The following is a 26,956-nucleotide window of genomic DNA, read 5'->3' on the forward strand; positions in this document are numbered from 1 at the left end:
GTGATTTAAACAGCTGCAAAATTAACACCTTTCTACATGGCAATCAGCCATATATCCTAAATCTTTTGCAATTCAGGTTTCAAAGTAGTTAATATGATCTTTTCTGTTAAATATATTCCCAACTTTTTCTTTAAAAATTCGGCTTTCTGGTTTTACTCCTCCAATAATTTGGAGCTTTCAATTTCCGGAAGTTCTTCCACATCTTTCAATTTCCGTTGAATGGCCCGAGTTCTTGCTCCAACTAATTTATCGAGTTCAGAATTGGCCTCTCCCAATTTCTTCTGGGTTTTCTCTATCAAGGCTCCAAACTTCCCGAATTCCGTCTTGATACCGCCCAACACCTGCCAGACCTCAGAACTCCTCTTTTGGATCGCCAAGGTTCTAAAGCCCATCTGTAGGCTGTTTAAAATCGCTGACAAAGTGGTCGGTCCGGTGATCAATACTTTATATTCCTGTTGGATCTGTTGGGACAACCCTGGTTCTCTTAGTATTTCAGCATATAAACTTTCGACCGGTAAAAATAAAATGGCAAAATCGGTGGTATGTGGGACCTGTATGTACTTGTTGCTGATATCCGATGCCGCTTTTCTCACTGCTTTGATCAATTCAGCTCTTGCAAAATCAATCGCTGACTTATCGACTAAATCGTAAGCATCTACCAATCTTAAATAAGATTCCTGTGGGAATTTGGAATCCACGGGCAATAGCACTTGGGATTCATTTCCCGGCATTTTCACGGCAAACTCCACCCGTTCTCTTCCAGTTTGCCCAATGGCCGCATTCAAGATATACTGATCCGGTGTCAATACATTGTCCAAAATGGCCTGAAGCTGATATTCACCCAACACACCCCGGCTTTTCACATTGCTCAGCACCCTTTTCAAATCTCCGACCCCATTGGCTAAACTCTGCATCTCCCCTAGGCCTTTTTGCACGGATTGCAATTGCTTACTGACCATTTCAAAAGACTGACCCAGTCTGGTTTCCAAGGTCTTCTGAAGCTTTTCATCTACTGTTTCCCTGATTTTTTCCAGCCGAAGTTCAGTCGTCTTCATCAATTCATCCTGCCTGCGGTTGAGGTCTCCAAACTTTTCTTTTTGCAGGGTATTAAATTCCTGGACATTCCTTCTAAAAACCTCGCCAAAAGTCTTCAACGCTTCATTCTGATCCCTCGATGTGGCGCGTTGATTGTCAAATACCAACCGAAATTGAGCCGTTAGGTTTTCATTGGCTTCCTTTCTGGATTGAATCAATGCCAACTCCACCTCCCGGCTAACCCGTTGCAGTTCCGATTGCAAGAGCTCCTTTTGGGAGGAGTCGTTCCTTCTATAAAAAATCAGTACAAGGATGATCACTTGGGCAACTAGGACCAAGATCAGCAAAGATTCAGTAGACATGGGTTAAGTAATTTGGCCCCTTAATGTAGTCCTTCCTGATTTCTACCCCCAAAAACGATAGATATTCTGCGACAGTTTCGGTCGGTAATTCTTCCATTGGAACATGCCCCGCTTCCTCAAATACCACTAAATGGGAACCGGGAATTGCATTTTCGATGAGGTATGCTTGTTTTAACGGGATCCATTTATCTTCTTTTCCCCACATGATCAGCGTAGGCATTTTGACCACATCGAAGTCAAAATCATATTCCCTGGGGATGGACAAACGGTCCAAAGTAGCCTGCCTGTTTCCATCCCGAAGCATCAGCTCATAGTACCGGTCAATTTTATCACTGGTGATTTTATCAGAATCAAAATACACCTCTTTCATGTTCATGGCAAAGAGGAACTTGGGGGTACATTTCAGCAATAGTTTTGAAAAAATAGGATTGGAAGTCAGCCTGAAAATCAATCCTTGACCTTGACTTTCTTCCTCCTCATCCAGACTCCGGATAGAAGGCATAGGAGCTCCTGAAGCATCAATCAAGTTCAGGCTCAACACTTTATCGGGCCTGGTCGAGGCCATTTGTAAGGCCACAGCCCCTCCCATAGAATTACCCGCGACATGGAATTTATCCAGCCCTAAGTTCTCTGCTAAGGTCAGGGCCAAATGGCTGTAATCTTTAATCGAATAACGTTGTAAGTCATCAGGTCCTGTCAACCCATGGCCAGGAAAATCAAGGGAAATGGTCATAAAATAAGGGCTTAATTCCTCCTGCCAACTTTCCCAGGTATGGAGGGAGGAAAAGCTCCCATGAAGTAACAGGATAGGATCCCCTTCCCCCATGATTCGTACATGGACATTTTGACCGTTTACATTGATAAAGTGGGATTGAGGGGTGGCATACTTTTGATCCACTTCCTCACGGGAAATGTCATTTCTATATAAAAGCAATAAAAAGAACACCAATGCCAACAGCAGGGTAAGAATTACTTTTCCGATTCTTTTTATCCAAACCATCATTTATTTTAAGCTTTTATTTGCTTTCAATTAAAATCTACAAAAAATCTCTTAAATCTCTATTTTGCAGAAAACTTTCAATTTGTCTATTTCCCGATTTTTCAAAAACCTTGGTCCCGGACCGGTCATTGCCGCAGCATTCATTGGGCCAGGAACTGTAACGGTCTGCACCCTTGCCGGAGTAAATTTTGGGTACTCCCTGCTTTGGGCCTTGATTTTATCCATTTGTGCCACACTTGCACTCCAGGAAATTTCCGGAAGAATAGGCATCAGTACAGGACAAGATTTGAGCCAATTGCTACGAAACAGCAAATCCAATACTTTTTTTAAACTTATTTCTATGGTTTTAGTTTTGTTGGCCATCGTATTGGGGAATGCTGCCTACGAATCAGGAAATATTACCGGTGCCAATTTAGGACTGGAAATATTTTGGAAAGCTCCCACCCTGCAGTTTGGAGTATTCACGCTACAGACCGGGAATTTTCTAATCGGAGCCGTTTCGTTGGCACTCTTGTATGTAGGAAACTACAAAAGTCTCGAGAAGTTATTCATTGCGCTGGTCATTTTAATGTCCATTGCTTTCACGGTAACGGCCCTACTTACGAAACCAGATTGGTCTATGGTTTTCAAAGGGTTTATTCCCAGCTGGAACAACCAGGAATTCCTGACCATCGTTTCTTTGATAGGGACTACCGTGGTCCCTTACAATCTCTTTTTGTATGCCAGTCTAGCCAATAAAAGATGGAAAAAAGAAGAAGGGATCTCTTGGATGAGAAAGGATATCGGGATTTCTGTGATCTTGGGAGGTCTGGTTTCCATGGCCATACTTCTGGTAGGTGCAAGTAGCATGAGCACGGAAGTGAGCAATGCCATGGATGTTTCCAAAGGATTGGAACCCGTCTTTGGTGCCACTGCAAAATACCTGATGGGCATAGGCTTTATGGCCGCGGGTTTAACATCCTCGCTAACGGCCCCCTTAGCCGCTGCTTTGGTAGTTTGCGGGATATTTGGATGGGATCAGGATCTAAAATCCAAAACCATGAGGATCTCCATGAGCTTGGTCCTGATACTAGGTTTGACCTTTGCCTCCTTTGGAATCAAACCGGTCCAACTAATCACCTTGTCCCAATTGGCAAACGGGATTTTATTACCACTGATCAGTGGATGGATTATCTGGGTCGGTGCTCAAAAATCCATCATGGGAAACCTCCAGAGCAGCTTCAGAAGCAATCTTGTATACCTGGCCATTTGGATCATCACCCTGGTCCTTGGGCTAAAAAGTATCGGAACAGTTTTCGGGATCTGGTAAGGTCTTTTATAAGTCCGTAGCACTGAAGGTATCCCCTTGGGATAAATCCCCGGTATCAAATCCTTTCTTAAACCATCTCATCCGCTGGGCCGAGGTGCCATGGGTGAAGGAATCCGGAACAACTCTTCCTCCCGATTGTCTCTGTAATCGGTCATCCCCTATCGCATTGGCGGCATTGAGGGCTTCCTCCAAATCACCTGCATCCAACCAGTCCATGGATTCCTGGCTATGATGCGCCCATACTCCCGCCAGAAAATCAGCCTGGAGTTCCAATCTAACGGAATATTGATTGTATTCCTTCTCGCTTAGTTGACCTCTCAATTGGTGGACCTCATCGGTGATCCCCATTATTTTTTGGATATGGTGTCCTACTTCATGAGCGATCACGTAAGCTTGGGCAAAATCACCCGGGGCATTTAATTTTCGCTCCATATCCTCAAAAAAACTTAAATCCAGGTATAGCTTCTCATCTGCCGGGCAATAAAAGGGGCCGGTTGCAGCAGAAGCATTTCCACAGGCAGATGAAACAGCATTCGTGAACAACACCAGGGTGGGGTTACGGTAATTTTCCAATTCCCGGTTCCATACTTCCTCTGTATTGGCCAAAATCGTGGCACTGAACTCTTTCAACAATTCCTCTTCCGCTGTGGGCTCATACGTGCTTTCTGTGGCAAATCCCTGACCTCCCCCATTCATCATCCCTCCAATAAAAGTCAAGGGGTTGGTTCCTGTTGCAATGGAAAATACCACCAGGATCCCCACGATGATTAAGCCGGTCTTTGAAAAAAGTATTTTTAACAGAGGGCCGATCAGAAGTGGATTGAATCCTCCTCCCCCCATTCCTGAACCACTTTTTCCCCTTCTGTCATCTATATTGGAGCTTTGTCTTTTTCCTTGCCATTTCATTGGGTAAAAATTTGTTGGTTAAACATACAATTGGACCGGTATCGTCCTTTGAACAGATTAGGTAAATTGGACTACTGGGAATAGATTCGGTAAGACTATTCACCATTCAATAGTTAAAAATAGCTATTTTTCATATTCACAATCGTGGCTTAAATCAATTAATTTAAATTCAATCATACCCAGCACATGCTTTTAAAACCTACAATCCAACGATTCCTGACAAATTCAGCGATGGCAATACTCCTGATAGTTGCCATTTCAATTTCTGCTTATGCCCAAACAGGAGTTGGGGTCAAGCCCATTAAAGGGGCAAAACTTTTACTGGACGGCACCGAAAAAATGTTGCATAAAAACTGGGAATACTGGGAAGGTCCTAGGTTTTCCAGTACCCTGCCCATCAAATGGCCTGCTACCACGGATCCAGTAGACGGAGGACCAGTCATCAGCAGCAACGACCCTGCCGGTGCTGGAGGAAAATACGGAGCTGCCGATATCGTGACGAAAACCAAATACAGGGATTTCAGGGCACATGTGGAGTTTTTTGTAAAAGATCCAGGAGGAAACAGCGGGGTATATTTGCAGAACAGGTATGAAATCCAAATTCTTGACGGAGACAATACCAATCATGGAATGGCGGCCATCATCAATGAAAAAACACCATCTACTGATGCCTACAACGGTACAGGGAAATGGAATGCATATGACATTGTCTTCAAAGCGGCAAGATTTGAAAATGGCGTGTTGACAGAAAAGGCCAGAACCACCATTTATTTCAATGGCGTCAAAATCCATGAAGACGAACCCATCCAACAAGTGTGGGGAGGCCCCAATTCTGGCATCGACGGAGGAAATGACGGAGGGAAAGGAATTACTGACACTCCGGGAGGCTTAAAGCTACAGGCAGAGGGACATGATGTTTTTTATAGAAATATCTGGATCAAAAAATTGGATTTAGATGGAAAAAGTACCGATTTCTAAAAGGTACACCCACCAAAAAAAGCCCCAGACAAACGTCCGGGGCTTTTGCAAATTAATCAATAATCAAACCCATTGTTATGATCTGCTTTCAGCAGAACTGTCTTTCAATTCCTTTTGATCTAAAAAAGGAATGGTAAATTCTAAATTTCTTATCCAAGAGAATACTCTGGGAATCAATGGAACCAAAATCATGACGCTTCCTACAGTCAATACATGTAAGGGAACGGTGAAATAACTACCAGAGCTGAACACTCCCAGAATCAACACCGTGCTCATTGGCAAGGAAACCGCCAGAATATTGATCCCCAACCCCAGGTCAAAGGTCCCATGTTCAACCTCGATCTCCTTATCCCTTTCCAGGTGACGTACGGCCGACATATGTGCAAAGGGCCAAAAAGAACAAGCCGAAAGAGGGAATACCACCGCTAATAATACGGCCGCTTCACTTGGCAAATCCACCAATGCAATAAATCCGGCACTCAGGACCAAGCTAAAGCCTGCTCTTAAGATCAATACAGAGGCGATGGACTGGATCTGTTCTCTCTTCAGGATTACCGAAACCCCTATGAATAGCAGTACCAGGGGAGTCATCACATCTTTCAACATCAGAATAGATTCACTGATAAAACCAGGAAGGTTCTCCAGTCTCAGGCCAAAAGAAAGCAATAGTAAGGCTACCAAGATCACCAAGTTGATCGGCTCCTGAAACATGGATAGAATCAATTCTTTTACTTTTTGCCCGTTGGACCGGGATCCCAATCCCATGTGCTTGTAATACCAGCTCATGGCCAGGAGGTAAGAAAAGATCAATACATATACTTTGTTTCCAATATCTGCCAAGGCGCCCCAGGCCAAGGCATCCTCTCCAAGATATTCCAGTAAAAACGGGAAACAGGACAATCCCGGGGCCAGGGATGGAATCATCAACAACCAAGTCCGCATCTCGGCACTATCTTTTGAGAACCCAAGTAATGGCAAGGTGAACTTACTGGTTAAAAGCATGGTCACATTCCATACTAGAATCAATAGAGGGAGAAACATCAACTCTGAATCAACCTCTATTTTTAATAAGGCAACAAAGATCATGGCAGGTAATGCCAAGTCAAGAATAATCGTTTTAAGGCCTTTTTTATGTTCATCTTTTACCAGCCTGTTTTTCAACAGGAACCCGATTAGGATAAGCAGTAAAAGCGAACATGTTTTTTGTAAGGCGATGGACATATAAAGGCTGTCTTAGGCGGTTACTTTCTTGAATGTTTCGACGAAAATTTCCATTTCGGATTTGGTTCCCATACTTACGCGGCACCAGTCCTTATTATTAATGTCAAACACCCGGATCCCAACCCCTGAATCATACATGGCTTTCAAAAACTCCTTGCCATTCATTTCGATAGGGAAAATCATGAAACTGGTATAAGATGGAATGATGTCATAGCCCAAAGAAGCAATCGCATTCCTGGTAAATTCACGGCATTCTGAATTATATCCTCTGCATTCTCCCATAAACTGGGTTTCCTTCATACTTGCAATGGCTCCTTTTAAAGAAGTAGAACAAAGTCCCATGGTGCTCCTTACCATACTGGTAATACTTTCAATTCTTTCTGGGGTAGCCACGATGTATCCGATTCTTAATCCGGCCATTCCGTGGATTTTACTGAATGTTCTCGCAACAATTACATCCTTTCCTTCGGCTACAAGGCCCACCATGCTTTGAGAAGCCGCATCATCCAAGAATTCCAGATAGGCCTCATCGACGAAAATCGGGGTCTTTTCTGAAGCAGATGCACAAAACTTCTTCAGATCAGCTGCATGGGTGATAGAACCTGTAGGGTTGTTTGGATTACACACATAAATAAGCTTGGTCTCTGAATCGATGGCACTTTCCATGGCAGGAAGATCATGCGCATAATCATCAGTAAGAGGTACGGGTTTCCACGTTCCTCCCATGGACTGAGCCGTATTGATCAGTGACATGTAAGAAGGATCTGCTGCAATTATATTTCCTCCATGCTGGAATCTCGTAATGGCCACTTTCTCCAAAAGATCCGTAGATCCAGGGCCCAACATGATATGATCCGGGGTCACTCCTTCTTTTTCTGCGATCATGCTGATCAAGGTATTGGCATCTCCATGCGCATAACGGTTTCCTGAAGCTGCTGCTTCAGCAATTGCTTTGATTACTTGGGGAGCTGGTCCATAAGGATTTTCATTCGCATTTAATCGGGCGACCATTTTAGGTTCTGCAATCGGAAAATCCGGTAAATATTCTCCGAGTATACTCTCTGGAGCGTAAGAAAATGCAGTGCCTGCTTTTCTGCTCGGCATCGCAAAAGATGGAGCTGCTATCAAGGATCCTGCAGATAGCAAACTCGTTTTCATCCAATCTCTTCTGTTCATTGATTTAAACATGGTTTCAATGGTTAGGGTATATATTTCTTTGAAGGGTATTCGATTTCAAGTACCGCTCTTCCCCTATAGGAAGGAGGTCACAGGTATTCTTAAGGGAGCACTTTCCTTTAGGCTCTGGTAATCGTATCCGGGATTAAATGCTTCCGGTCAGGTGGGTCTATTGTAAAAATCATTGGATTATGCAGTTTTTAAAACAACAAGGTGTTTTAAAAAGCATTTACTCCAATTTTTTTGTGAATTTATAGAAAATAGGTTTAAAAAGAAATCACTAATCAGTGATATTTTGATAAAATTTAATTTATAGGTTAAAAAATATACTAGAATAAGCAGGTAATCATGACAATCCTCAAAAAGCAGTTCATTGGAGGATTTCAATCAAAGAACCGGTGTTCACTCCTACCATGTTCCAATCAGAGATTTCCAGATCCAGGCATGCCAACATTCCCGGTTGCATATTAATATAGTTCTCCCCAGAAATATGAGAGACCAACAGACTCAGGATCGGATTGTGACCTATGATTAAACAAGACTCCGCATGTGTAGGACATCCTTCCAGGATATGGATCAAACCACCCAAATTACTTTCGTAAATATCCTTTAAGAATACCTCTTCTTTGATCGAAATATACTGTTGGATAATTCCTGCTGTTTGCATGGTTCGTTCAGCTGTGGAACAAAACATGAAATCAATAGAAAGCGATCTACTTTGGAGTTCTTTTCCCAATTGATTCAACTTTTCTTTGCCTTTGTTTGTCAATTGTCTTTGAAAATCTGTTCCTTCAGAAAAACCTGCTTCTCCATGCCTTAATAAAAATAAACGCTTCATATTGATAAGATTAGGTCCTTTGTTTACACCGATATTTCATCAAAAATCCCTCCAATTCTTCCTTCATATTTTTTATTTATTTGGAACAAAAAAGTATGCCCTCTATTTTTAGCAATCCAAATCGGGCATAAGAGCCCAAAATAAAATTGATTTTTATGTCGAAAAACCTTGTCATTGTCGAGTCCCCTGCCAAAGCCAAAACCATTGAAGGCTACCTAGGTAGTGATTATAAGGTTGTTTCCAGCTATGGCCATGTGAGAGATCTCCCAAAAGGAGATAAAGCAATTGATATCAAGAATAGGTTTGAACCTACTTATGAGGTTACTGCCGATAAAAAAGAGGTCATCAAAAACCTTAAATCATTGGTCAAAGATTCTGATATGATCTACCTGGCAAGTGATGATGACCGTGAAGGAGAAGCTATTTCTTGGCACTTAAAAGAGGTGCTGAAACTGAAAGATGAGCAAACGAAAAGAATTGTATTTAGGGAAATCACCAAAAATGCAATCACCAAAGCCATCGAAAACCCACGTGGAATTGACATCGATTTAGTCAATGCACAACAGGCACGAAGAATCCTCGATAGATTGGTGGGTTTTGAGCTATCCCCTATCCTATGGAAGAAAATAAAAACAGGACTTTCAGCGGGAAGGGTTCAGTCTGTGGCCGTTCGGTTAATAGTGGATAGAGAACGTGAAATAGAACACTTCAAAGCGAAGTCCAGCTTTAGGATTACCGCTATTTTTGAGGTTTCCGGAAAAACCTTTAAAGCTGAGCTTCCTAAACGGTTTGAGACAAAAGCGGAAGCAGAGGAATTTTTAAAATCCTGCTTGGCAGCAGATTTCTCCGTAGGTAATCTGGAAAAAAAACCAGGTAAGAAATCCCCTGCGGCACCATTTACTACTTCTACCCTACAGCAGGAAGCAAGTAGGAAGTTGTATTTCTCGGTGGCCCAAACCATGTCTGTGGCCCAAAAGTTATATGAAGCGGGTAAAATCACCTACATGAGAACCGATAGTACCAATCTATCTGATGACGCCATGAATTCCGCAAAAAATGCGATTCATGATTCTTATGGTGAACAATACCATCAATCCAGAAAATATGCTACGAAATCGGAAGGGGCTCAAGAAGCACACGAAGCCATTCGTCCAACCGACTTTTCCGTCAACCAAATTTCGGGAGACAGAAACGAGCAGAGACTGTATGATTTAATCTGGAAGCGAGCCATTGCTTCCCAAATGTCGGATGCACAGCTGGAGAAAACCACGATCACGATCGACATTTCCAATTCAGATTTGAATCTTGTGGCTACTGGGGAAATCATCAAATTTGACGGATTCTTAAAAGTATACCTGGAAGACACAGATGATGAGCCGGAAGATGATGACAATGCCAACAAATCACTACTTCCTCCGCTTACGGTGGGGCAAGAACTGGCTTTGCAGGAGATGAAAGGGAAAGAAACCTTCTCCAGACCGGCACCACGATATACGGAAGCTTCTTTGGTGAAGAAATTGGAAGAACTGGGAATCGGAAGACCTTCCACCTATGCGCCGACGATTTCTACGATTCAAAGAAGAGAGTATGTCATCAAAGAATCCAGAGATGGCGTGTCCAGAAATTATGTGGAACTGTCCATTGCAGATGGTCAATTCAAAGATGAAACCAAGACTGAGATCACCGGGGCCGAAAAACAGAAATTATTCCCTACCAATATTGCAATGGTAGTCAATGATTTTCTGGTGGAGCATTTTCCAAATGTCATTGATTTCAGCTTTACCGCCCGTGTGGAAAAAGAATTTGACGACATTGCCTCGGGAGGTCAAGTCTGGCAGGACATGATCGACTCCTTTTATGGCAATTTCCACCATAGCGTAGAAGAAACAGAACAGGTTTCCCGTCAAGACATCAATACCAGCCGAGTGATCGGCACGCACCCTGAAAACGGTAAAACCATCACCGCCCGACTGGGAAAATTTGGACCTTTGGTGCAGATCGGTGACAATGAAGACGAGGACAAACAATTCGCAAGTCTGAAAAAAGGACAATTTATTGAAAACATTACCCTTGAAGAGGCTTTGGAATTATTTAAGCTTCCAAGAGACGTAGGAATGTTTGAAGATAAAAAGATGGTGGCTGCCATCGGAAGGTTCGGTCCTTACATTCGACATGATGGTGCTTTCTTCTCGTTGGGCAAAGAACAAGACCCACTGAGCATCAATGAAGAGGAAGCCATTCAACTGATTAAGGATAAGCGAGAGGCTGATGCGAAAAAACACATCAAATCTTTTGATGAAAACCCTGAAATCCAGGTATTAAATGGTAGATGGGGACCTTATATCAAAATGGGTAAGAAAAATTACAAAATCCCGAAAGATAAGGTAGCAGAAGACCTGACCTATGAGGAAACCATTGACATTATAGAAAATCAACCGGAACCAAAGAAAAAAGGGAGATTCGCTAAAAAGAAAAGCTAAGAAATTATCGCTTTATGCCTTTCAATAGGATCATTTTATCCAAGCCAAAATCAGTTCATAGTCTACTGATTTTGGCTTTTTTGTTGGTAGTATTCACCACCTACTCCGAAGCCCAAAACACCTTGAAAGGTAGAGTGATTGAATACAGCACAGAAACTCCCATTCCCTATGCCAGCATCTTTTTAACCAATACCACCCTGGGAATCACCGCAGATGAACAGGGAGAATTCACCTTGTCCATACCCGATGGAAGTTATGATGTGCTTGTTCGGATGCTAGGCTATGAACCCTTGACATTTTCAATCAATACCAATCGTCTCCCCAAAAAAGGCTTTCAGGTTCAACTTAATTCCGAGGATCAGGAGCTGGAGGAAATAGATGTGGAAGAAGAACGGGATCCGATCTGGTATCAGAACCTGGAACTGTTCAAAAAATATTTTTTAGGCACTTCAAAAAACGGGCAATCCGTACAAATCAACAATGAAAAAGACTTACTTCTGGACAGAGAGTCCCACCCGGATATCCTTCAAGTGAGTGCCAAAAATCCCATTCTACTGGACAACCCCAATTTGGGTTATCAAGTGGAGTTTTTATTGGTTGATTTTGACTATCATTTTAAAAAAGAAACCATACTATATAAGGGATATCCTTTATTCATTCCCTATAAAGATGTAAAAAGGGCAAAGGCTAAAAAACTCCAGAAAAACAGGGGTCTTGCCTACCGGGGTAGTTTGCAGCATCTCATTCACTGCCTTTATTTAGGAATCAGCGAAGAGGAAGGGTATGTCCTCCAAAAAATGAAGCCTATTCCCAACCCCGACAAACCCAGCCCAGCGATAATGGAGGAGGCCAGATCCTTATTTAAAACAAGCACCTCCACCGCTCTTAAGGACAGCATCCAAGTGCATGTCTTGTCCAAATCCACCATTCCGGATTCCGTGTTAGTCCTACAGCAACAAGCACTTGATCCAGAATCTCTATTGGATAGAGAAAAAGAAGCAGGTAGGGTATTTCTGAATTTTTCTGACCACATCCACATAACCTACACCAAGGAACCTATGGCAAGAGAATACCCCGGAGCCCCAATAGGTAGCTACAGAAAATCCAACCAGATTTCCAAAATAAAACTGAATGATCCTAAGGTGGAATTGTTTGCATCAGGAAGCTTTGATGATCCTTTAGGGATCATGGTAGAAGGGTACATGGCTTGGGAAAGAGTCGGCGATTTAATGCCTATTGATTATGTTCCCACCGATGAGAAATAGTCCTTGGGGTTCCCTGCCTATGGATTTTTTTGAAGAAATTTGATTACCTACTATTTTTACCAAACCATGGAGAAAAAAAAACTGGTCGTTTTATCAGGTGCAGGGATATCCCAGGAAAGTGGAATAAAAACTTTCAGAGATAGCAATGGACTTTGGGAAAACCATGACATTATGGAAGTCGCTTCTCCAGAAGGCTGGAGAAGGAACCGGGCGCTGGTCCAGGAGTTTTACAATCAACGGAGAAAGCAAGCCAGGGCATGTCAGCCCAATGAGGCACATAAGGTATTGGCAAGATTAGAGCAGCGGTTTAACGTCACCATCATTACCCAAAATGTGGATGACCTTCATGAACGGGGTGGATCCTCCCATGTCATTCATTTGCATGGGGAACTATCCAAAGCCCAAAGCAGCAAAAACCCGGATCTAGTGTATCCGATGGAAGGATGGGAAATCAAAGAAGGTGATTGCTGTGAACTGGGAAGTCAGCTCAGACCACATATCGTTTGGTTTGGGGAGCCTGTACCGAAGATGGAAGAGGCAATTGATCATGCAGCAACTGCCGATTATTTTATAGTCGTTGGAACCTCATTACAGGTTTACCCGGCTGCAGGTCTCATTGATTATGTCCCCAAAAAAGCAAAAAAGTTCTTGGTAGACGTGGTCATCCCAAACTCTCCTTTGACTAAAGATGTCTTTTGTTTAGAAAAAAGGGCCAGTGAGGGATTGAAACATTTGGAAAGTGTTATTTTAGGAGAATTATAGAAATTCAGTTTTTCATTTTCATATCTTGAATAAAATATTTTTACTATGGCAACTAAAAAGTCTCCTTGGCCAGTTTTTCAATTTGAGGAATGTAAAGAAACAATCACGCTTGTTCATCTATGGACCCAGATTGTCGGTAAGGTAAGGCTAAAAAAAACACCATGGCAGAACCATTCCTGGCATGTATCGCTCTACGTGGATCACCAAGGGCTGACTACCGGAAATATCCCCTATGAACACGGGCTTTTTGAAATCATGTTTGATTTCATCCACCATGAACTAAAAATAAAAACCAGTTCCGGTACCAGAGACCGGTTCTCACTGGGCGGGCAAACTGTTTCCAGTTTCTATGAATTGTTGATGGAAAAACTCAAGTTCTTGGGAATTGAGGTGAAAATCCATGATATGCCAAATGAAATAGCTGGTGCCATTCCTTTTTCAAAAAACTCCCAACGAATCCCCTACCAAGCAAACCAAGCCCAAAACTTCTGGAAAATATTGGTTCAAACTCAAAATGTATTCTTGAAATTCAGAAGTAAATTCACCGGTAAACAAAGCCCTATTCATTTCTTTTGGGGTTCATTTGACCTGGCGTATACCAGATTCTCCGGAAGAAAAGCCCCTACATTCCAAGGAGAAATGCCCAATATGCCGCTAGAAGTCATGCAGGAAGCGTATTCCCATGAGGTTTGTAGCTTTGGTTTTTGGCCTGGAGGTAATGCATACCCTACCCCAGTTTATTACGCTTATATTTATCCCAATTCACCAGATTTTCAGAATCAGCAAATTCAGCCCAGCACTGCCTATTGGAACGAAAGCATGGGGGAATTTATGTTGAATTATGAGGATGTTCGGACCTCCGCCAATCCGGCTGAAACACTGCTTTCCTTTTTGCAAAGCTCCTATGAGGCGGCCTGTAAAGTAGCAGATTGGGATCGTGAAAATTTAGATTGCGATTTTTCGCATTTAGAAAAAAAGTCATGAAAAACGGGTTCATTTTAGTTCTAAAAAACACGTAAAGTGTTACATTAATGAATTGACACCAACCCATTGATAATGAAAAATAAAACTAGAATTATCCTTTCGGCAATTGCCTTGTGGTTTGTTCTTTTTTTAATTCTGGATTGGTGGAACAGTTATCCAAAAGTCAAAGTAATTCCCATTGTTACGGTAGAGACGGTACAGGATAAAATTGATTCCTTGCTTCAAAACTCATTAAGGGAATATACGCTTGCAGGAATTGGAGTGGGAATTGTAAAAGATCGAAAAATCATCTATCAGAATGCATTTGGCTATCAAAACCTACAAACCCTGGATTCTTTTTCAGTCAATACCTTAGTCCCAACTGCATCCATTTCAAAACTATTCACCGCCCTTGCGATCGCAAATTTTCTATCCTCTAAAGAAATCAAGGCAGACCAACGGGTTTCAAGTTTAAGCGTTCCAACATCCTCTGAAAGTCAACTGGGGCAATTAACTTTTAGGGATTTTCTGGAACATCAAACGGGCTTGAAGAATCCGGGACTGGTCAAGAAACTATTTTCTCCAGATGTAGCAAAGCCTCTGAAAGAATATGGAAACCATTTATGGAGGGAGGATCATCAGATCCCTGACAGTCTTCCGTATGAGTACCATGATGGGAATTTTGATATGCTTGGATTTTTCCTTCAGGAATCGTCGCAGCAATCCTTTGAAAACTACCTGAGGACCAATATTCTTATTCCTTCAGGAATGACTCACTCGTTCTTTACCAAGCAATGGCCCATCGACACCATCCCCGCTGTGGGATACCAGGAAACATTGGTTTGGAGGAGAATGGAACCCCGCCCCATCACTTTTGAAAGAAGCCCGTCCCCCTCTTCAGGTCTCATTAGTTCCATTGAAGATTTAAACCTGTTTCTCATTCATCTTCTACGGGGAGAAATGGGAATATTTCAGGAAGAGCTGAACTGGCTTACCCCTGAAAGTGGAGAGGCTCCTTTGGGCTTCCAGAAAATTCAGCTGGCAACCGGTGAATGGTACGGGCATTATGGGGGTCAAGCCGGGTATAGCTCCCTTTTGATTTATTCTCCTACCCAGAACCTGGGACTGATCCTTCTTGTGAACACCCGTGATTCAAAGAATTTCAGAAAAAAAATCATGGATCAATTAGTTCAAATCCTCTCATCTATCCCCCCTTCCACATGAAAAGAAACTTCCCCCATCCGCTGATCATCATGTTGGTATTTATAGTAATCGCAGGGATCAGCACTTATTTCATTGATTCAGGTGTGTTTGAAAGGGAAATTGATGAAAGTACCGGTAGGGAAATTGTCATCGCAGGAAGTTTTCATGCAGTGGAGGATCAAAATGCAAGTGTATACGACATCCTATTGGCCGTTCCGGAAGGAATCATAGAAGGTGCGGATATATTGGTGTTGATCTTATTGATCGGAGGGGCATTCTATGTAATTGAAAAAACGGGAGCACTACATATTGGCATTGAGGCATTGATCTACACGTTTCGAAAACGACAATTTCTGTTGCTCCTTTTCCTGGGATTGGTATTCGCCTTATGTGGTGCCACTTTTGGAATGCAAGAAGAAGTCATTGCCTTAGCCCCTGTCTTATTGATTTTAGCCAAAAAGTTGCATTACGATATCCGGTCCATCTTAGCGTTGAGTTTGGGGACGGCATTGGTGGGAGGAGCTTGCTCTCCGATCAATCCTTTTGGCTCATTGCTTTCTCTAAAAATTGCCAACCTAGAGTTAGGTGAGGGTCTTTGGTTTAGAAGCTTCCTATTTATTTTCATTGTTTTATCCTGGATATTATATCATATCTGGAATGGAAAAATCAAACATGTAGAACAAGCCACCATCTCATTTAAGCCGGTTTTTATCTCTACCAGAAAGAAAATCATTCTATTCATCATGACACTGGGGATTCTTTCAATGGGTTGGGGCATCACCCAAAAAGATTGGGGGTTCAATGAAATGTCTGCCTTGTTTTTCCTGGTGGGATTTAGCTGTGGCATCATCGGCAACCTGGGAGTTAACGGAACAGCAAAGGCCTTTACCGAAGGTTTTGGAGAGTTGATTTTTGCCGGAGTGATTGTAGGACTCGCAAGAAGCATTTATATCATCCTTGAAAATTCTGCGATCATCGACCCATTGATTCAGGGACTCTTTTCCCCTTTGGAAGGACTCCCTACCCAATTGGCAGCCATTGGGATGTTTCTGGCGCAGGGAGTGGTCCATATTCCGGTACCCAGTACATCGGGTCAAGCCGTACTAACCACTCCTTTGACAGCCCCCCTCACGGATTTGCTTGGGATCTCCAGGCATATTGCAGTCATGAGCTATCAATATCCCGCAGGATTTATGGATTTAGTAACCCCCACCAATGGGGGGATGATGGCAGTGATCGCCGCTGCAGGGGTGAATTACAACCAATGGTTTTCCTATATTTTGAAAAGCTGGTTGCTTTTGATGGTTTTGGGGTTGATTTCTGTTATTTTAGGCATAGTTTATTTTGCTTAGAACCTTTTAAAACCCAAAAAAACACGGATGAAAATCAACGATCACAATCCATTGCCTACCTATCATGCTGATTCTGAAAGGTATGATCACATGAAATTCAGAAAATGTGGAAACAGTGGATTAAAATTACCTGAAATAAGTCTTGGACTCTGGCATAACTTCGGCCATAATGCGGACTTTACGTTGGGTAGAAAAATATTGAGAAGAGCCTTTGACCTTGGAATCACCCACTTTGATTTGGCCAACAATTATGGCCCTCCTTATGGTTCAGCAGAAGAGAATTTTGGAAGAATTTTCCAGAAAGACTTTAAAGCTTATCGGGACGAATTATTGATTTCCAGCAAAGCAGGATGGGATATGTGGCCGGGTCCTTACGGGAATTTCGGATCAAAAAAGTATTTGATCGCAAGTTTAGACCAAAGCCTCCAAAGAATGGGACTGGATTATGTGGATATTTTCTATCACCATAGACCTGATCCAGAAACACCCTTGGAGGAAACAATGGGGGCCTTGGATCAAATCGTCAGGCAAGGAAAAGCCTTATATGTAGGGATTTCTCAATACAGTGCAGAAGATACCATCAAAGCGTATGATATCCTGAAGAAAATGGGGACACCACTTCTGATCCATCAGCCAAGATATAGCATGCTAGACCGCTGGGTAGAAGGAGGTTTATTGGATGCCATTGGAGAAAGAGGAATAGGAAGCATCGCTTTCTCTCCCTTAGAACAAGGAATGCTGACCAGCAAATACTTAAAAGGTATTCCTGAGGATTCCAGGGCTGCAAAAGATGGCAGGTATTTAAAGGCTGAACAGATCTCTGAAGAAAAGCTTTCCATGATCAGTAAACTCAATGGAATTGCAAAGACCAGGGATCAGTCCTTGGCTCAAATGGCGATTGCCTGGTTACTGAAAGACCCAAGAATCACTTCGGTTTTGGTGGGAGTTTCCAAACCTGAACAACTCGATGACAATGTGGCGGCCATCAACAATACTGTTTTTGGTCCCGCTGAAATTGAACAAATAAAATCAATCATCGGGGCTTCATGAAATTGATTTCCAGCAGAAGTGCCTTGATTTTGATCGTCATCGCTCAATTTCTTGGCACTTCTTTATGGTTTGCCGGCAATGCGGTGGCACCTGAAATTGGAGCCTTATTAGGCGAACCTGAATTAATTGCCTCCATCACCTCTACGGTCCAGTTTGGTTTTATCATAGGCACATTTTTTTATGCTTTTTTTGCAATTCCCGATCGGTTTCCTCCAGGAGATGTGTTTTTCTTCAGCGCGGTATTAGCGGCCTGTTTCAATATTCTGGTAGTCCTTCTCCCCTTTCAGCTCCCCTACATCTTGTTCTGCAGATTTCTGGTGGGTTTCTTCCTGGCAGGGATTTATCCCGTAGGGATGAAAATAGCCGCCGATTATTTTGAAAAAGGATTGGGAGCTGCCTTAGGGTTCCTCGTGGGTGCCTTGGTGCTTGGAACCGCTTTCCCCCATCTTATTAATGGTCTCGGACTTCAACTTTCCTGGAAAATCATCTTTTGGATTACCTCTGCATTGGCAATACTGGGAGGGGCACTTGTAGGCTTCTTTGTACCAGATGGTCCTTACCGAAAATCAAACCCCAAATTCGACGTCAGCCTTTTACCTAAACTCAGCAAAATAAATGCCCTTAAAAGTGCTGCTTCGGGCTATTTTGGTCATATGTGGGAGCTGTATACCTTCTGGGCTTTTGCGCCGATGGTGATCGCATTTCTATCTGAGGGGAGCTTCTCCTCCTCTAAGATCTCTTTATTATCTTTTTCAGTCATCGCTATAGGGGGAATTTCCTGTGCGGTGGGCGGAGTCATTTCCCAAAAAACAGGAAGTAAAAAAGTGGCTTTATTTTCATTATTGGGTTCAGGGGTATGCTGTATTTTCTTGGTAATTGCCCCCAGTGTTCCGAGCTCAATTTGGATGATCTTTCTATTGATTTGGGGAATACTCGTGACTGCCGACTCTCCTCAATTCTCCACCCTGGTTTCCCAGTCTGTCCCTGCTGAATTCAAAGGGACGGCCCTAACGTTGGTAAATAGTATGGGGTTTGCCTTAAGTATCGTCAGTATTCAATTCGCTCAGTTATTACTAACCTGGTTACCCATAGACCAAGCTTTGGCATTGTTGGTGGTAGGACCATTGACCGGAATCCTCCTTTTCAGATTTTTTGCAAAAAAAAAGAGGCCTCAACCTGAAGCCTCCTAGCGTAAAGTCAAACCGGACTATCGCACTACATTTTCTAAAGTGGCCAAGTACACCCACTTTTGATCTCTTGAATTTAAACCTTCATTGACAGCCTTTTGTTGCGCAGCAGTTTGATTTAAATCTTCATACGCCTGCGCATTAAAGAATTGCATGTAATCCTTATACATATTCAGGGTTAAATGTGTTGATTTTGCTTCTGATCCAAGGGGTAATGCAGTTCTCAGAAAGCTCCAATGCCCCATCAGCCCTTGTTCAATCCTACTTTGATGGATCGGTCTAAATACCTCCGTTTCCGCCTCTTCATATTGCTGAAATTTTCCCTCATAGGCTTTCATCAGGTCAAAGGAAGCCAGCACCCCTGGTTTCATTTGGAAATTATCATCTGTAGAGACTATTTCCTGCATGTAAAGCCTCATGGGAGTATCCTTGATAGCCAGAGCATTCTGAAACAGTTTAGCTACCTGGGCATCGTTTAAATGAGGATAAGCAATTTTTGTATAGTCAATCAGCGTGGACTCATCCAGGCCATTCATCATCTTGACAGGATCATTGTAATAGGTGATGGTAATGTATTGAAAGGTACTTTGATCTGCACCTGATTGTAATGCCCAAAAATCCCATCCTTTGATTTTATCATCATTTAATGCTTGACGGTAAACTTTCTCCATTAAATCTTTATACTCGATGTAATCGAAAATCTGATCATTTTCGACTTTGATGAAATCGAATACCATGTACTGAGTTTGCTGAGCCCGAATACCACTTGCCATGAGCAGGACAAAAAACAAGAATATTATAATCTTTTTCATATTACTTTGGGTTTAGGGTAAATTGTGCTTTGCTTTAATTTAAAAAATAATTTCGTTGAATTATTAATATGAGAGAGATTATTTTATTTTATTGATTTTTTCAGCAAAAAAGCTAATTTTAATAAAGTAATGGAGAAAATGTAATATTTATAAAGTATTGCGCTTCTACTTAAAATATCAACAAATAAACCCTCAAATAAATGACAGGATTATCAAGAAGATCATGGTTAAAAAGAGCAACTCTAGGGAGCAGTTTTGCATTGTTGGGAGGAGCTGGACTCACCAATTCCCTTTCCGCAGAGGAAATCAGGAAGTTTAATCCTAGGCCAATGGATGGTCCCATCATGTTGGGATCGAATGAAAACCCCTATGGACCTTCAGAATTAGTCCGAAAATCCATGAGCAGTGGATTTGATTTGGGCTGTAGATATCCCTGGAGATATAACTCAGACCTGGTGAAAATGATTGCCGCAAAAGAGGGGGTTCCTGAAGACCACATCGTCATGGTGGCAGGTTCAACAGAAGGACTGAAGATCACCGGACTGACTTTTGGAGGAGGAGGAGAAATCATTTCCTGCGAACCCACTTTCCTGGCGATGATGGATTATGCCAAGTTATGGGGTACTTCCATCAATTGGGTTCCCCTCAATAAGGACTATGATTTTGATTTGGATGAAATAGAAAAAAGAGTCTCTTCCAAGACCAAGCTCATCTTCCTTTGTAACCCGAATAACCCTACCGGAAAATTGCTTCCGGCTCAGAAAGTCCTCGATTTTTGTAATTCTGTCAGCAATAAGGCCATCGTGTTTTCTGATGAAGCCTATTACGATTACATCACTACCCCCAATTACCCCTCCATGGTGGAGTTGGTCAAGCAGGGCAAAAACGTCATTGTTTCAAAAACATTTTCAAAAGTGTATGGACTGGCAGGAATTAGATTAGGCTATTTAATTGCAAAACCTGAATTGGCAGAAAAGCTCTCCGAAAGAGTAGTGGCCAACTTAAACATCATGGCCATAGAAGCGGGAAAAGCTGCATTGCAAGACCAGGAATTTTATGATTTTTCAGTCAGTAAAGCGAAAGAGGCAAAATCCATGATCATCCAAACCTTGGATGAGCTGAAACTCCCCTATTTGGAGTCGCATACCAACTTTGTCTTCTTTCAAACAGGGAGAGATATCGTGGAATTAAATAAACAAATGGCCGATAAAGGGTTTATCATTGGCAGGCCTTTTCCACCATTAATGGATTGGTGTAGAATCTCGACGGGTACCATCGAGGAAGTTGCCTTATATAATCAAGCCATTCGAGAAGTTTTAGGCTAAATGTTGGATCATCATCTGATTTTAGAAAATGACAAAGTCCTGCTTCGACCACTTCAGAAGCAGGACTTTCCAATACTCAGGGCTTTATGCACGGACCCTAAGATGTGGACCTGGTTCACTTTTGACTTGAGTACAGAAGAGGGATTTACGAATTGGGCGGATCCTGCTTTACGTGGGGAAAGGCTTCAATTTACCGTGGTAGATAAATTTACCGGTCAACTCGTTGGATCCACTGCGTTTGGAAACTACGTCCCGAGGGACCAACGTATAGAAATTGGTTGGACCTGGCTAGGAAAAGCAGCCCAAGGAACGGGGATCAACCAGGCGATGAAAAAGGTCATGCTGCAGTATTGCTTTGAAAAATTGAATCTAAAAAGGGTAGAGATCAAAACCGATGTACTGAACCTGCCTGCAAGACATGCCTTGTTGAAGTTGGGAGCAGTGGAAGAAGGGGTACTTCGCAGCCATACCTTGATGGTACATGGCAGAAGAAGGGATACGATCTATTATAGTGTGCTTCCGGAAGAATGGGAGAAAATCAAAAAAAGATCAGGAAACAGGGTTTAAAACCTGGATTTGTTCCGGAGCAAGTGAGGGAAGGAATTGTTTCAGAATGTAAAAAGTTTCCGGAACAGTGGGAACTGGCTCCAGTTGTTCCAATATGGATTCCAACTCGGTCATTTCGTTGAAATATCCATAGCTTTTTAAAACTCCCCGGTCAAAAACACATACGGCAATTTCCTGGTCAACCCTCCCCTTAAACCTCACTAGAATCTCACGCTTACTCTCTTCTATCAAATGGATGAATTTCTTGGCATTCCGACTATATTCCTGAGGGGGAAGTTGTGAATTACAGGTACCCTGACAGCTTAAAAAACCTCCTTCATGGCAAGGAGCTTTTCTCAATCCACATAGTCTTGGACATAGGCCAAACGATTTTATTCCTTCCTTCAAAAATGCATGGGCTTCTTCAGAAGAAAGGAATGATTCCAAAGGCCGTAAGTGCTTTGTTACTTTGGCGATTTGAAACCGGATAAAGCCGGAACCATCTGTGTATTGAAACAAGCCCCACATGGTTTTTGGCAATTTGAGTGCGGAGTTATACTTAGGCCATAAGCGCTTTATTTCCAAGGCCTCTACCAATAATGCCATCATTTCAGAACCGGTCAATTCCCATTTCAAATCAAATACCTCCGATTTTAGCTTTTGTTTGAGACCAGGCAAAAGGTTACCAGAGAAATGGTTCTTAAACCGCTCCTTGATATTGATGGCTTTGCCCACATAAATCACTTTTCCACGCTCATTCAGCATGTAATAAACCCCGCATTTTTCGGGGAGTTGCCTGAATTTTGAAAGAGAAATATTCGGTGGCAAGAAGGCTTCGCCTGAATTCTTTTTTAGGGAAGCAGCAATGATATCAGGCCTTTCCTTGACCATTTCATCAAACAAGATGGCAGTGGCCCTGGCATCTCCCATCGCACGGTGCCTTGCTAAAATCGGGATATTTCTATGCTCGCAAATTCTTCCCAAGCTATAGGAACTTAGACCCGGAATGACTTTTCTGGCCAACCGCACGGTACAGAGTTTATCGGCTTTGAACTCCCTACCGAATCTTGCGAAGCTTTCTCTGACAAAGCCATAATCAAAATTGACCGAATGGGCCACAAACACCCTTCCGTGAAGGAGGTCCCATAATTTCTCCCCAACCTCTTCAAAAGTGGGAGCATTCTGAACCATTCCATTATCTATTCCCGTAAGACCCGTGATGTAAATGGGAATGTCTTGCTCTGGATTTAGGAGGGTTTCAAATTCGGCTATGATCTTATCGCCATCATGGATCAATATCGCTATTTCAGTGATCCCGCAATTTTTGGCGGTACCTCCTGTAGTTTCTATATCCACGATTGCATATTCCATAGCCCAAGATAAAGAATTGGTAGGAGCTCTTAAGGATCTATGTCAGGGATTGACACAATCAGTTTACTTTCCTACGATAGGTTTCAATTAATTTTTCGGCACATCGTTCACCATCCATGGCCGCAGAAACGATCCCCCCAGCATATCCTGCCCCTTCCCCGCAAGGGTACAGGCGCTTGATCTGAACATGCTCAAAACTCTCCCGATCTCTTGGAATCCTTACGGGAGAAGAGGTTCGGCTTTCTACACCAATCAACTGGGATTCATTGGTATAATAACCTTTCATTTTTTGGCCAAATGCCTTAAAAGCCATCGCCAGTCTTTCAGCTATAAAATCAGGTAAAACTTCCCTCATTTCCACCGAGGCCAAGCCCGGCTGGTAGGAAGTATCCAAAAGCGTCGAGCTATTCTTTTTAGTTACAAAATCAATCATTCTCTGCGCCGGGGCCACTTGGGTTTTACCCCCTAGTTCCCAAGCTTTCCTCTCCACCTCAGCCTGGAACTCCATGGCGGCCAATGGCCCAAAATGCTGATAGGCTGGTAAATCTTCCAACTCCACTGACACCACGATTCCTGAATTGGCAAACTTACTATCTCTCCTACTTGGACTCATGCCATTGACTACTAGCTCTCCGGGAGCAGTTGCAGCAGGTACAATGTATCCTCCTGGACACATGCAAAAACTAAATACTCCTCGTTGTTTTCCTTTATAGGAAGTTTGTGTGACCAGTGAATAAGCAGAGGCAGGTAAATAAGGACCTCGATCCACTTCACAATGATATTGAATTCGGTCGATCAAATTCTGGGAATGTTCAATTCGAACCCCTAGGGCAAAAGGCTTTGCCTCTATCGTGATTTTTTTATGATGAAGTAAATGGAAGATATCCCGGGCTGAATGTCCGGTAGCCAGGATTACTCCAAGACCTTTGATTTTTTCCTGATGTTGGGTAATTACCCCTTTGATTTCATTGCCTTCCAGGATGAAGTCATCCACTCTACAATCAAAATGGATTTCCCCTCCTGCATCCAAGATGGTAGTTCTAAGGTCCGCAACCAGCTTCGGCAATTTATTGGTGCCAATATGGGGATGTGCATCTACCAAGATCTCTTCCGTGGCGCCGTGGGCTACCAAAATCTCCATGATACGCCGTACATCTCCACGTTTCTTGGATCGGGTATACAGCTTTCCATCTGAATAGGTACCGGCCCCACCTTCTCCGAAGCAATAGTTTGAATCTGGATTTACCAGGTGATGTTTCGTAATCGCTGCCAGATCCCTTCGCCGGGCCCTGACATCTTTTCCTCTTTCCAGGATGATGGGCCTGACACCAAGTTCAATGGCTCTTAAGGCAGCAAACAAACCAGCAGGACCAGCTCCCACGATAAGGATGGGATCTTTGGAACTGACATTTTGATAGGTAGGAATATGATCAATTAAGGAAGGTGCCTTCTCTTTTATAAAAAGTTCTGCTTGGACATTGATTTTAACTTTCCTGCCTCTTGCATCAATGGATCGCTTTACCTGCCGGGCAACCACATCAGTGGAGTCAATTGGAATCCCTGCCTTCTTTAAAATTGTTTCTTGAAATAGCTGAGGATCATAAGCCTGCTCAGGGCTCAATTGAAGATTGAAATCTTTTTTCATGGTAAGGTATTTATCCTTAAATAGCCCACAAAGATAGCTATTCAGCCAAGCTTATACCAAGTAATTCCATGCACTGAATCAAAAAATAGGGAATTATGAAAATGCATGGCTCAAGACCATAAAAAAAAGGAAAACGCTAATGCACATTTTCCTTTCATAAGATTCCTTTCAATTGAACGATCAATTCAATCGATCCAGCACTTCAAACCTGGATGAATTGGAAATAAATTCCGGTACAATCACTTTTAAATGACCTACCAGATCATTTTCAGAGTTTTTACCGATCAAATTCATAAATAGTTCTATTTGCCCATCGATTTTGTGGTAAGCAGCTGGAGCCACCTGGGCAATCTTGATTTTCGGATGGTGTGTAATTTTCACTGTCTCAAAATCGTTTAACAGCTCCTCATACAACTTCTCTCCTTCTCTTAAGCCAGAGAATACAATTTTGATATCCTCATCCACTTTTTTCCCTGAAAGCTGGATCATTTTCTTGGCCAAATCCAGAATTTTCACCGGCTGCCCCATGTCAAAGACATAAATCTCTCCCCCTTCACCCATCACACCTGCTTCCAACACCAATTGACAGGCCTCTGGAATAGTCATGAAATACCGAGTGATATCAGGGTGAGTCACCGTAATTGGCCCCCCATGGAGAATCTGTTTTTTAAACAGGGGAATTACCGATCCATTGGAACCTAAAACATTTCCGAAACGGGTGGTTATAAACTTGGTATGGTATTTTTTGTGGTTTCTTTCCAGATACTCATTCAAAGCTTGGACATACATTTCCGCAGTCCGCTTACTGGCCCCCATCACATTGGTAGGATTCACCGCTTTATCTGTAGATACAAAAACGAATTTATCTACTTGGGAAAGTACGGAAAGATCAGCTAAAATCTTGGTGCCGATTACATTGGCATGAACCGCCTCTTCTGGATAATTTTCCATCATCGGCACATGTTTATAGGCGGCGGCATGGAAAACCACCTGAGGTTTGTAAGTTCTGAAAACCTCTTTCATTTTCTTCTTATTCCTTACATCACCAAGAATGATCTTGATAGGACAATTAGGCCATTTTTCTTTGAACTCTTGTTCCACATCATATAGTGCAGACTCAGCGATGTCCAATAAGATCAACAGTTTAGGTTCATAATGGGAAATCTGTCTACAAAGCTCTGAGCCAATGGAACCTGCAGCTCCTGTCACTAAAACCACCTTATCGATGAGATCTTCCTGAATTCTTGGATTATCCAAACGAATTTGTTCCCTGCTGAGAAGGTCCTCAATTTTTATTTCACGGATAGCCCCGGCAGTCAACCCTCCATTGATCCATTGGTCCACGGGTGGAACGATAGAAACTGAGACCTTTAATCGGAGGCACTCATCGATGATCTCATTTTTTCGCTGAACAGAAAGATCCCTTACAGCAATAATCAACTCAGTGATATGATTATCCTTAACTAATTTCTCTAATTCAGTTAAGCCTCTGAAAATCCTTTTTCCATCAATGTTTTTCCCTTCCTTTTTGGGATCATCATCCAAGAAAGCTACCGTATTGAACAAGCTTTTACTGTCTCTTTTAATAGCCTCCTGCGCAATAATACCAGCTTCTCCAGCACCGAAAATGATCCCGTTTTTCATCTCCCGGGCGGTAATCCCATTTTTCAGATAAACAAATAGCTCTTTGACCAACAGGCGATAGAATATCAGCATGAACATAGCCGATAAACTGGCGATGATCAATACGGAAGTTGGAAGTAAGAACCTATCATTTAGGAAATTGCCATGGAAAAAATTCAAGAAAAGGAATAATACGAAGTTGATGATGACCGTTTTAAAGATATTCGAACCATCTCTGAATCCCGTATGTCTCACAATTCCCTCATAACTTCTTGTGTTTTGCATCACCAGAAGACCGCCTACCATAAATGTAAAGGAGCCTGCAAAAGCGTCGTTTTGCTCGATTAGTGCTAATTCAAAATTGAATCGGACTAAGTATCCAAAAAGGGCACACTGCAATAAGATAAAAGAGTCAAGGGTGGCTATAATCCATCGAGGAAGAATTTTTAGCCTTGTTAAAAAATTCATAGTAAAACTTTTGTCAAATGATCAATATTTGAATTCAAACATTTTTTAACCAGAGTAAGCAAATATATAATTATTTCTT

Annotated in this window: 22 protein-coding genes; 12 read left to right on the forward strand and 10 right to left on the reverse strand. The window is 42.4% G+C overall.

Annotated elements, in window-relative coordinates; genetic code table 11:
* Nucleotides 1-152 precede the first annotated feature (152 nt).
* Both rmuC and BUR11_RS09135 read right to left on the reverse strand, forming a co-directional pair.
* On the reverse strand, nt 153-1,397 hold the full coding sequence (gene rmuC, locus BUR11_RS09130) for a DNA recombination protein RmuC (RefSeq protein WP_074224522.1): 1,245 nt from the start codon (nt 1,395-1,397) through the stop codon (nt 153-155).
* Nucleotides 1,387-2,400, reverse strand: a complete 1,014-nt coding sequence (locus BUR11_RS09135) for an alpha/beta fold hydrolase (RefSeq protein WP_074224523.1) — start codon at nt 2,398-2,400, stop codon at nt 1,387-1,389. Before BUR11_RS09135 ends, rmuC begins: the two co-directional genes overlap by 11 nt.
* A 79-nt stretch (nt 2,401-2,479) precedes the next feature.
* Here BUR11_RS09135 and BUR11_RS09140 point away from each other — a divergent pair, with 79 nt between their 5' ends.
* Nucleotides 2,480-3,706: an Nramp family divalent metal transporter gene (locus tag BUR11_RS09140; RefSeq protein ID WP_084560901.1), complete on the forward strand. Its 1,227-nt coding sequence runs from the start codon at nt 2,480-2,482 to the stop codon at nt 3,704-3,706.
* A 6-nt stretch (nt 3,707-3,712) separates the two neighbouring features.
* On the opposite strand, the gene ypfJ is transcribed toward BUR11_RS09140, so the two are convergent.
* Nucleotides 3,713-4,612 carry a KPN_02809 family neutral zinc metallopeptidase gene (gene ypfJ / locus BUR11_RS09145; RefSeq protein ID WP_074224524.1) on the reverse strand — a complete coding sequence of 300 codons (900 nt, stop codon included), beginning with the start codon at nt 4,610-4,612 and terminating at the stop codon, nt 3,713-3,715.
* Between the two features lie 231 nt (nt 4,613-4,843).
* On the opposite strand from ypfJ, the gene BUR11_RS09150 reads away from it, so the two are divergent.
* Nucleotides 4,844-5,590: a 3-keto-disaccharide hydrolase gene (locus tag BUR11_RS09150; RefSeq protein WP_234982159.1), complete on the forward strand. Its 747-nt coding sequence runs from the start codon at nt 4,844-4,846 to the stop codon at nt 5,588-5,590.
* Between the two features lie 75 nt (nt 5,591-5,665).
* Here BUR11_RS09150 and BUR11_RS09155 read toward each other — a convergent pair whose 3' ends face one another.
* From BUR11_RS09155 to BUR11_RS09165, 3 genes are all read right to left on the reverse strand, one after another.
* On the reverse strand, nt 5,666-6,811 hold the full coding sequence (locus BUR11_RS09155) for an AEC family transporter (RefSeq protein ID WP_074224526.1): 1,146 nt from the start codon (nt 6,809-6,811) through the stop codon (nt 5,666-5,668).
* A gap of 12 nt (nt 6,812-6,823) precedes the next feature.
* Nucleotides 6,824-7,999 carry a pyridoxal phosphate-dependent aminotransferase gene (locus tag BUR11_RS09160; RefSeq protein ID WP_074224527.1) on the reverse strand — a complete coding sequence of 392 codons (1,176 nt, stop codon included), beginning with the start codon at nt 7,997-7,999 and terminating at the stop codon, nt 6,824-6,826.
* A 358-nt stretch (nt 8,000-8,357) separates the two neighbouring features.
* The gene (locus BUR11_RS09165) at nt 8,358-8,825 is read right to left on the reverse strand and encodes a SixA phosphatase family protein (RefSeq protein ID WP_074224528.1); all 468 of its coding nucleotides are present in this window, start codon (nt 8,823-8,825) and stop codon (nt 8,358-8,360) included.
* Between the two features lie 155 nt (nt 8,826-8,980).
* Between BUR11_RS09165 and topA the strand changes: the two genes are divergently transcribed.
* The 8 genes from topA to BUR11_RS09205 all read left to right on the forward strand — a co-directional run bounded on the left by topA (nt 8,981) and on the right by BUR11_RS09205 (nt 19,090).
* Nucleotides 8,981-11,305, forward strand: a complete 2,325-nt coding sequence (gene topA, locus BUR11_RS09170; protein WP_074224529.1) for a type I DNA topoisomerase — start codon at nt 8,981-8,983, stop codon at nt 11,303-11,305.
* A 14-nt stretch (nt 11,306-11,319) separates the two neighbouring features.
* A complete protein-coding gene (locus tag BUR11_RS09175) occupies nt 11,320-12,570 on the forward strand; it encodes a carboxypeptidase-like regulatory domain-containing protein (protein WP_074224530.1) in 1,251 nt (416 codons plus the stop codon).
* A gap of 66 nt (nt 12,571-12,636) precedes the next feature.
* A complete protein-coding gene (locus BUR11_RS09180; protein WP_074224531.1) occupies nt 12,637-13,332 on the forward strand; it encodes an SIR2 family NAD-dependent protein deacylase in 696 nt (231 codons plus the stop codon).
* 45 nt (nt 13,333-13,377) lie between these two features.
* On the forward strand, nt 13,378-14,316 hold the full coding sequence (locus BUR11_RS09185) for a DUF5996 family protein (protein ID WP_074224532.1): 939 nt from the start codon (nt 13,378-13,380) through the stop codon (nt 14,314-14,316).
* A gap of 72 nt (nt 14,317-14,388) precedes the next feature.
* Complete coding sequence (locus BUR11_RS09190; protein WP_074224533.1) at nt 14,389-15,519, forward strand: serine hydrolase domain-containing protein; 1,131 nt, start codon at nt 14,389-14,391, stop codon at nt 15,517-15,519.
* Entirely contained in the window at nt 15,516-16,850 is a 1,335-nt protein-coding gene (locus BUR11_RS09195; protein ID WP_074224534.1) for a YfcC family protein, read from the forward strand. The genes BUR11_RS09190 and BUR11_RS09195 overlap by 4 nt, the downstream gene beginning before the upstream one ends.
* A 27-nt stretch (nt 16,851-16,877) precedes the next feature.
* The gene (gene mgrA, locus BUR11_RS09200; protein ID WP_074224535.1) at nt 16,878-17,900 is read left to right on the forward strand and encodes an L-glyceraldehyde 3-phosphate reductase; all 1,023 of its coding nucleotides are present in this window, start codon (nt 16,878-16,880) and stop codon (nt 17,898-17,900) included.
* Entirely contained in the window at nt 17,897-19,090 is a 1,194-nt protein-coding gene (locus tag BUR11_RS09205) for an MFS transporter (protein WP_074224536.1), read from the forward strand. The genes mgrA and BUR11_RS09205 overlap by 4 nt, the downstream gene beginning before the upstream one ends.
* Nucleotides 19,091-19,107: 17 nt before the next feature.
* Here BUR11_RS09205 and BUR11_RS09210 read toward each other — a convergent pair whose 3' ends face one another.
* Nucleotides 19,108-19,899, reverse strand: a complete 792-nt coding sequence (locus BUR11_RS09210; protein ID WP_074224537.1) for a hypothetical protein — start codon at nt 19,897-19,899, stop codon at nt 19,108-19,110.
* Nucleotides 19,900-20,099: 200 nt separating this feature from the next.
* On the opposite strand from BUR11_RS09210, the gene BUR11_RS09215 reads away from it, so the two are divergent.
* A complete protein-coding gene (locus tag BUR11_RS09215) occupies nt 20,100-21,224 on the forward strand; it encodes a pyridoxal phosphate-dependent aminotransferase (RefSeq protein ID WP_074224538.1) in 1,125 nt (374 codons plus the stop codon).
* Nucleotides 21,225-21,791 carry a GNAT family N-acetyltransferase gene (locus tag BUR11_RS09220; protein WP_074224539.1) on the forward strand — a complete coding sequence of 189 codons (567 nt, stop codon included), beginning with the start codon at nt 21,225-21,227 and terminating at the stop codon, nt 21,789-21,791. It begins immediately after the preceding gene.
* Here BUR11_RS09220 and BUR11_RS09225 read toward each other — a convergent pair.
* The 3 genes from BUR11_RS09225 to BUR11_RS09235 form a co-directional block, all read right to left on the reverse strand.
* Nucleotides 21,774-23,141, reverse strand: coding sequence for an exonuclease domain-containing protein (locus BUR11_RS09225; RefSeq protein WP_074224540.1), 1,368 nt, complete (start codon nt 23,139-23,141; stop codon nt 21,774-21,776). The two genes, BUR11_RS09220 and BUR11_RS09225, sit on opposite strands and share 18 nt — an antisense overlap.
* 58 nt (nt 23,142-23,199) lie before the next feature.
* A complete protein-coding gene (locus BUR11_RS09230) occupies nt 23,200-24,786 on the reverse strand; it encodes an NAD(P)/FAD-dependent oxidoreductase (RefSeq protein WP_074224541.1) in 1,587 nt (528 codons plus the stop codon).
* 180 nt (nt 24,787-24,966) lie between these two features.
* The gene (locus BUR11_RS09235; RefSeq protein WP_074224542.1) at nt 24,967-26,877 is read right to left on the reverse strand and encodes a polysaccharide biosynthesis protein; all 1,911 of its coding nucleotides are present in this window, start codon (nt 26,875-26,877) and stop codon (nt 24,967-24,969) included.
* Nucleotides 26,878-26,956 lie beyond the last annotated feature (79 nt).

The organism is Algoriphagus halophilus, from assembly GCF_900129785.1.
In the GTDB taxonomy this organism is placed as follows: Bacteria; Bacteroidota; Bacteroidia; order Cytophagales; family Cyclobacteriaceae; genus Algoriphagus; species Algoriphagus halophilus.

Coding starts and splice junctions, on each gene's coding strand:
- BUR11_RS09185 (WP_074224532.1), top strand. CDS start 13,378: ATGGCAACTAAAAAGTCTCCTTGGCCAGTTTTTCAATTTGAGGAATGT.
- BUR11_RS09155 (WP_074224526.1), bottom strand. CDS start 6,811: ATGTCCATCGCCTTACAAAAAACATGTTCGCTTTTACTGCTTATCCTA.
- BUR11_RS09195 (WP_074224534.1), top strand. CDS start 15,516: ATGAAAAGAAACTTCCCCCATCCGCTGATCATCATGTTGGTATTTATA.
- BUR11_RS09225 (WP_074224540.1), bottom strand. CDS start 23,141: ATGGAATATGCAATCGTGGATATAGAAACTACAGGAGGTACCGCCAAA.
- BUR11_RS09215 (WP_074224538.1), top strand. CDS start 20,100: ATGACAGGATTATCAAGAAGATCATGGTTAAAAAGAGCAACTCTAGGG.
- BUR11_RS09150 (WP_234982159.1), top strand. CDS start 4,844: ATGGCAATACTCCTGATAGTTGCCATTTCAATTTCTGCTTATGCCCAA.
- BUR11_RS09190 (WP_074224533.1), top strand. CDS start 14,389: ATGAAAAATAAAACTAGAATTATCCTTTCGGCAATTGCCTTGTGGTTT.
- BUR11_RS09160 (WP_074224527.1), bottom strand. CDS start 7,999: ATGTTTAAATCAATGAACAGAAGAGATTGGATGAAAACGAGTTTGCTA.
- mgrA (WP_074224535.1), top strand. CDS start 16,878: ATGAAAATCAACGATCACAATCCATTGCCTACCTATCATGCTGATTCT.
- BUR11_RS09205 (WP_074224536.1), top strand. CDS start 17,897: ATGAAATTGATTTCCAGCAGAAGTGCCTTGATTTTGATCGTCATCGCT.
- BUR11_RS09165 (WP_074224528.1), bottom strand. CDS start 8,825: ATGAAGCGTTTATTTTTATTAAGGCATGGAGAAGCAGGTTTTTCTGAA.
- BUR11_RS09175 (WP_074224530.1), top strand. CDS start 11,320: ATGCCTTTCAATAGGATCATTTTATCCAAGCCAAAATCAGTTCATAGT.
- BUR11_RS09210 (WP_074224537.1), bottom strand. CDS start 19,899: ATGAAAAAGATTATAATATTCTTGTTTTTTGTCCTGCTCATGGCAAGT.
- topA (WP_074224529.1), top strand. CDS start 8,981: ATGTCGAAAAACCTTGTCATTGTCGAGTCCCCTGCCAAAGCCAAAACC.
- rmuC (WP_074224522.1), bottom strand. CDS start 1,397: ATGTCTACTGAATCTTTGCTGATCTTGGTCCTAGTTGCCCAAGTGATC.
- ypfJ (WP_074224524.1), bottom strand. CDS start 4,612: ATGAAATGGCAAGGAAAAAGACAAAGCTCCAATATAGATGACAGAAGG.
- BUR11_RS09235 (WP_074224542.1), bottom strand. CDS start 26,877: ATGAATTTTTTAACAAGGCTAAAAATTCTTCCTCGATGGATTATAGCC.
- BUR11_RS09135 (WP_074224523.1), bottom strand. CDS start 2,400: ATGATGGTTTGGATAAAAAGAATCGGAAAAGTAATTCTTACCCTGCTG.
- BUR11_RS09230 (WP_074224541.1), bottom strand. CDS start 24,786: ATGAAAAAAGATTTCAATCTTCAATTGAGCCCTGAGCAGGCTTATGAT.
- BUR11_RS09180 (WP_074224531.1), top strand. CDS start 12,637: ATGGAGAAAAAAAAACTGGTCGTTTTATCAGGTGCAGGGATATCCCAG.
- BUR11_RS09220 (WP_074224539.1), top strand. CDS start 21,225: ATGTTGGATCATCATCTGATTTTAGAAAATGACAAAGTCCTGCTTCGA.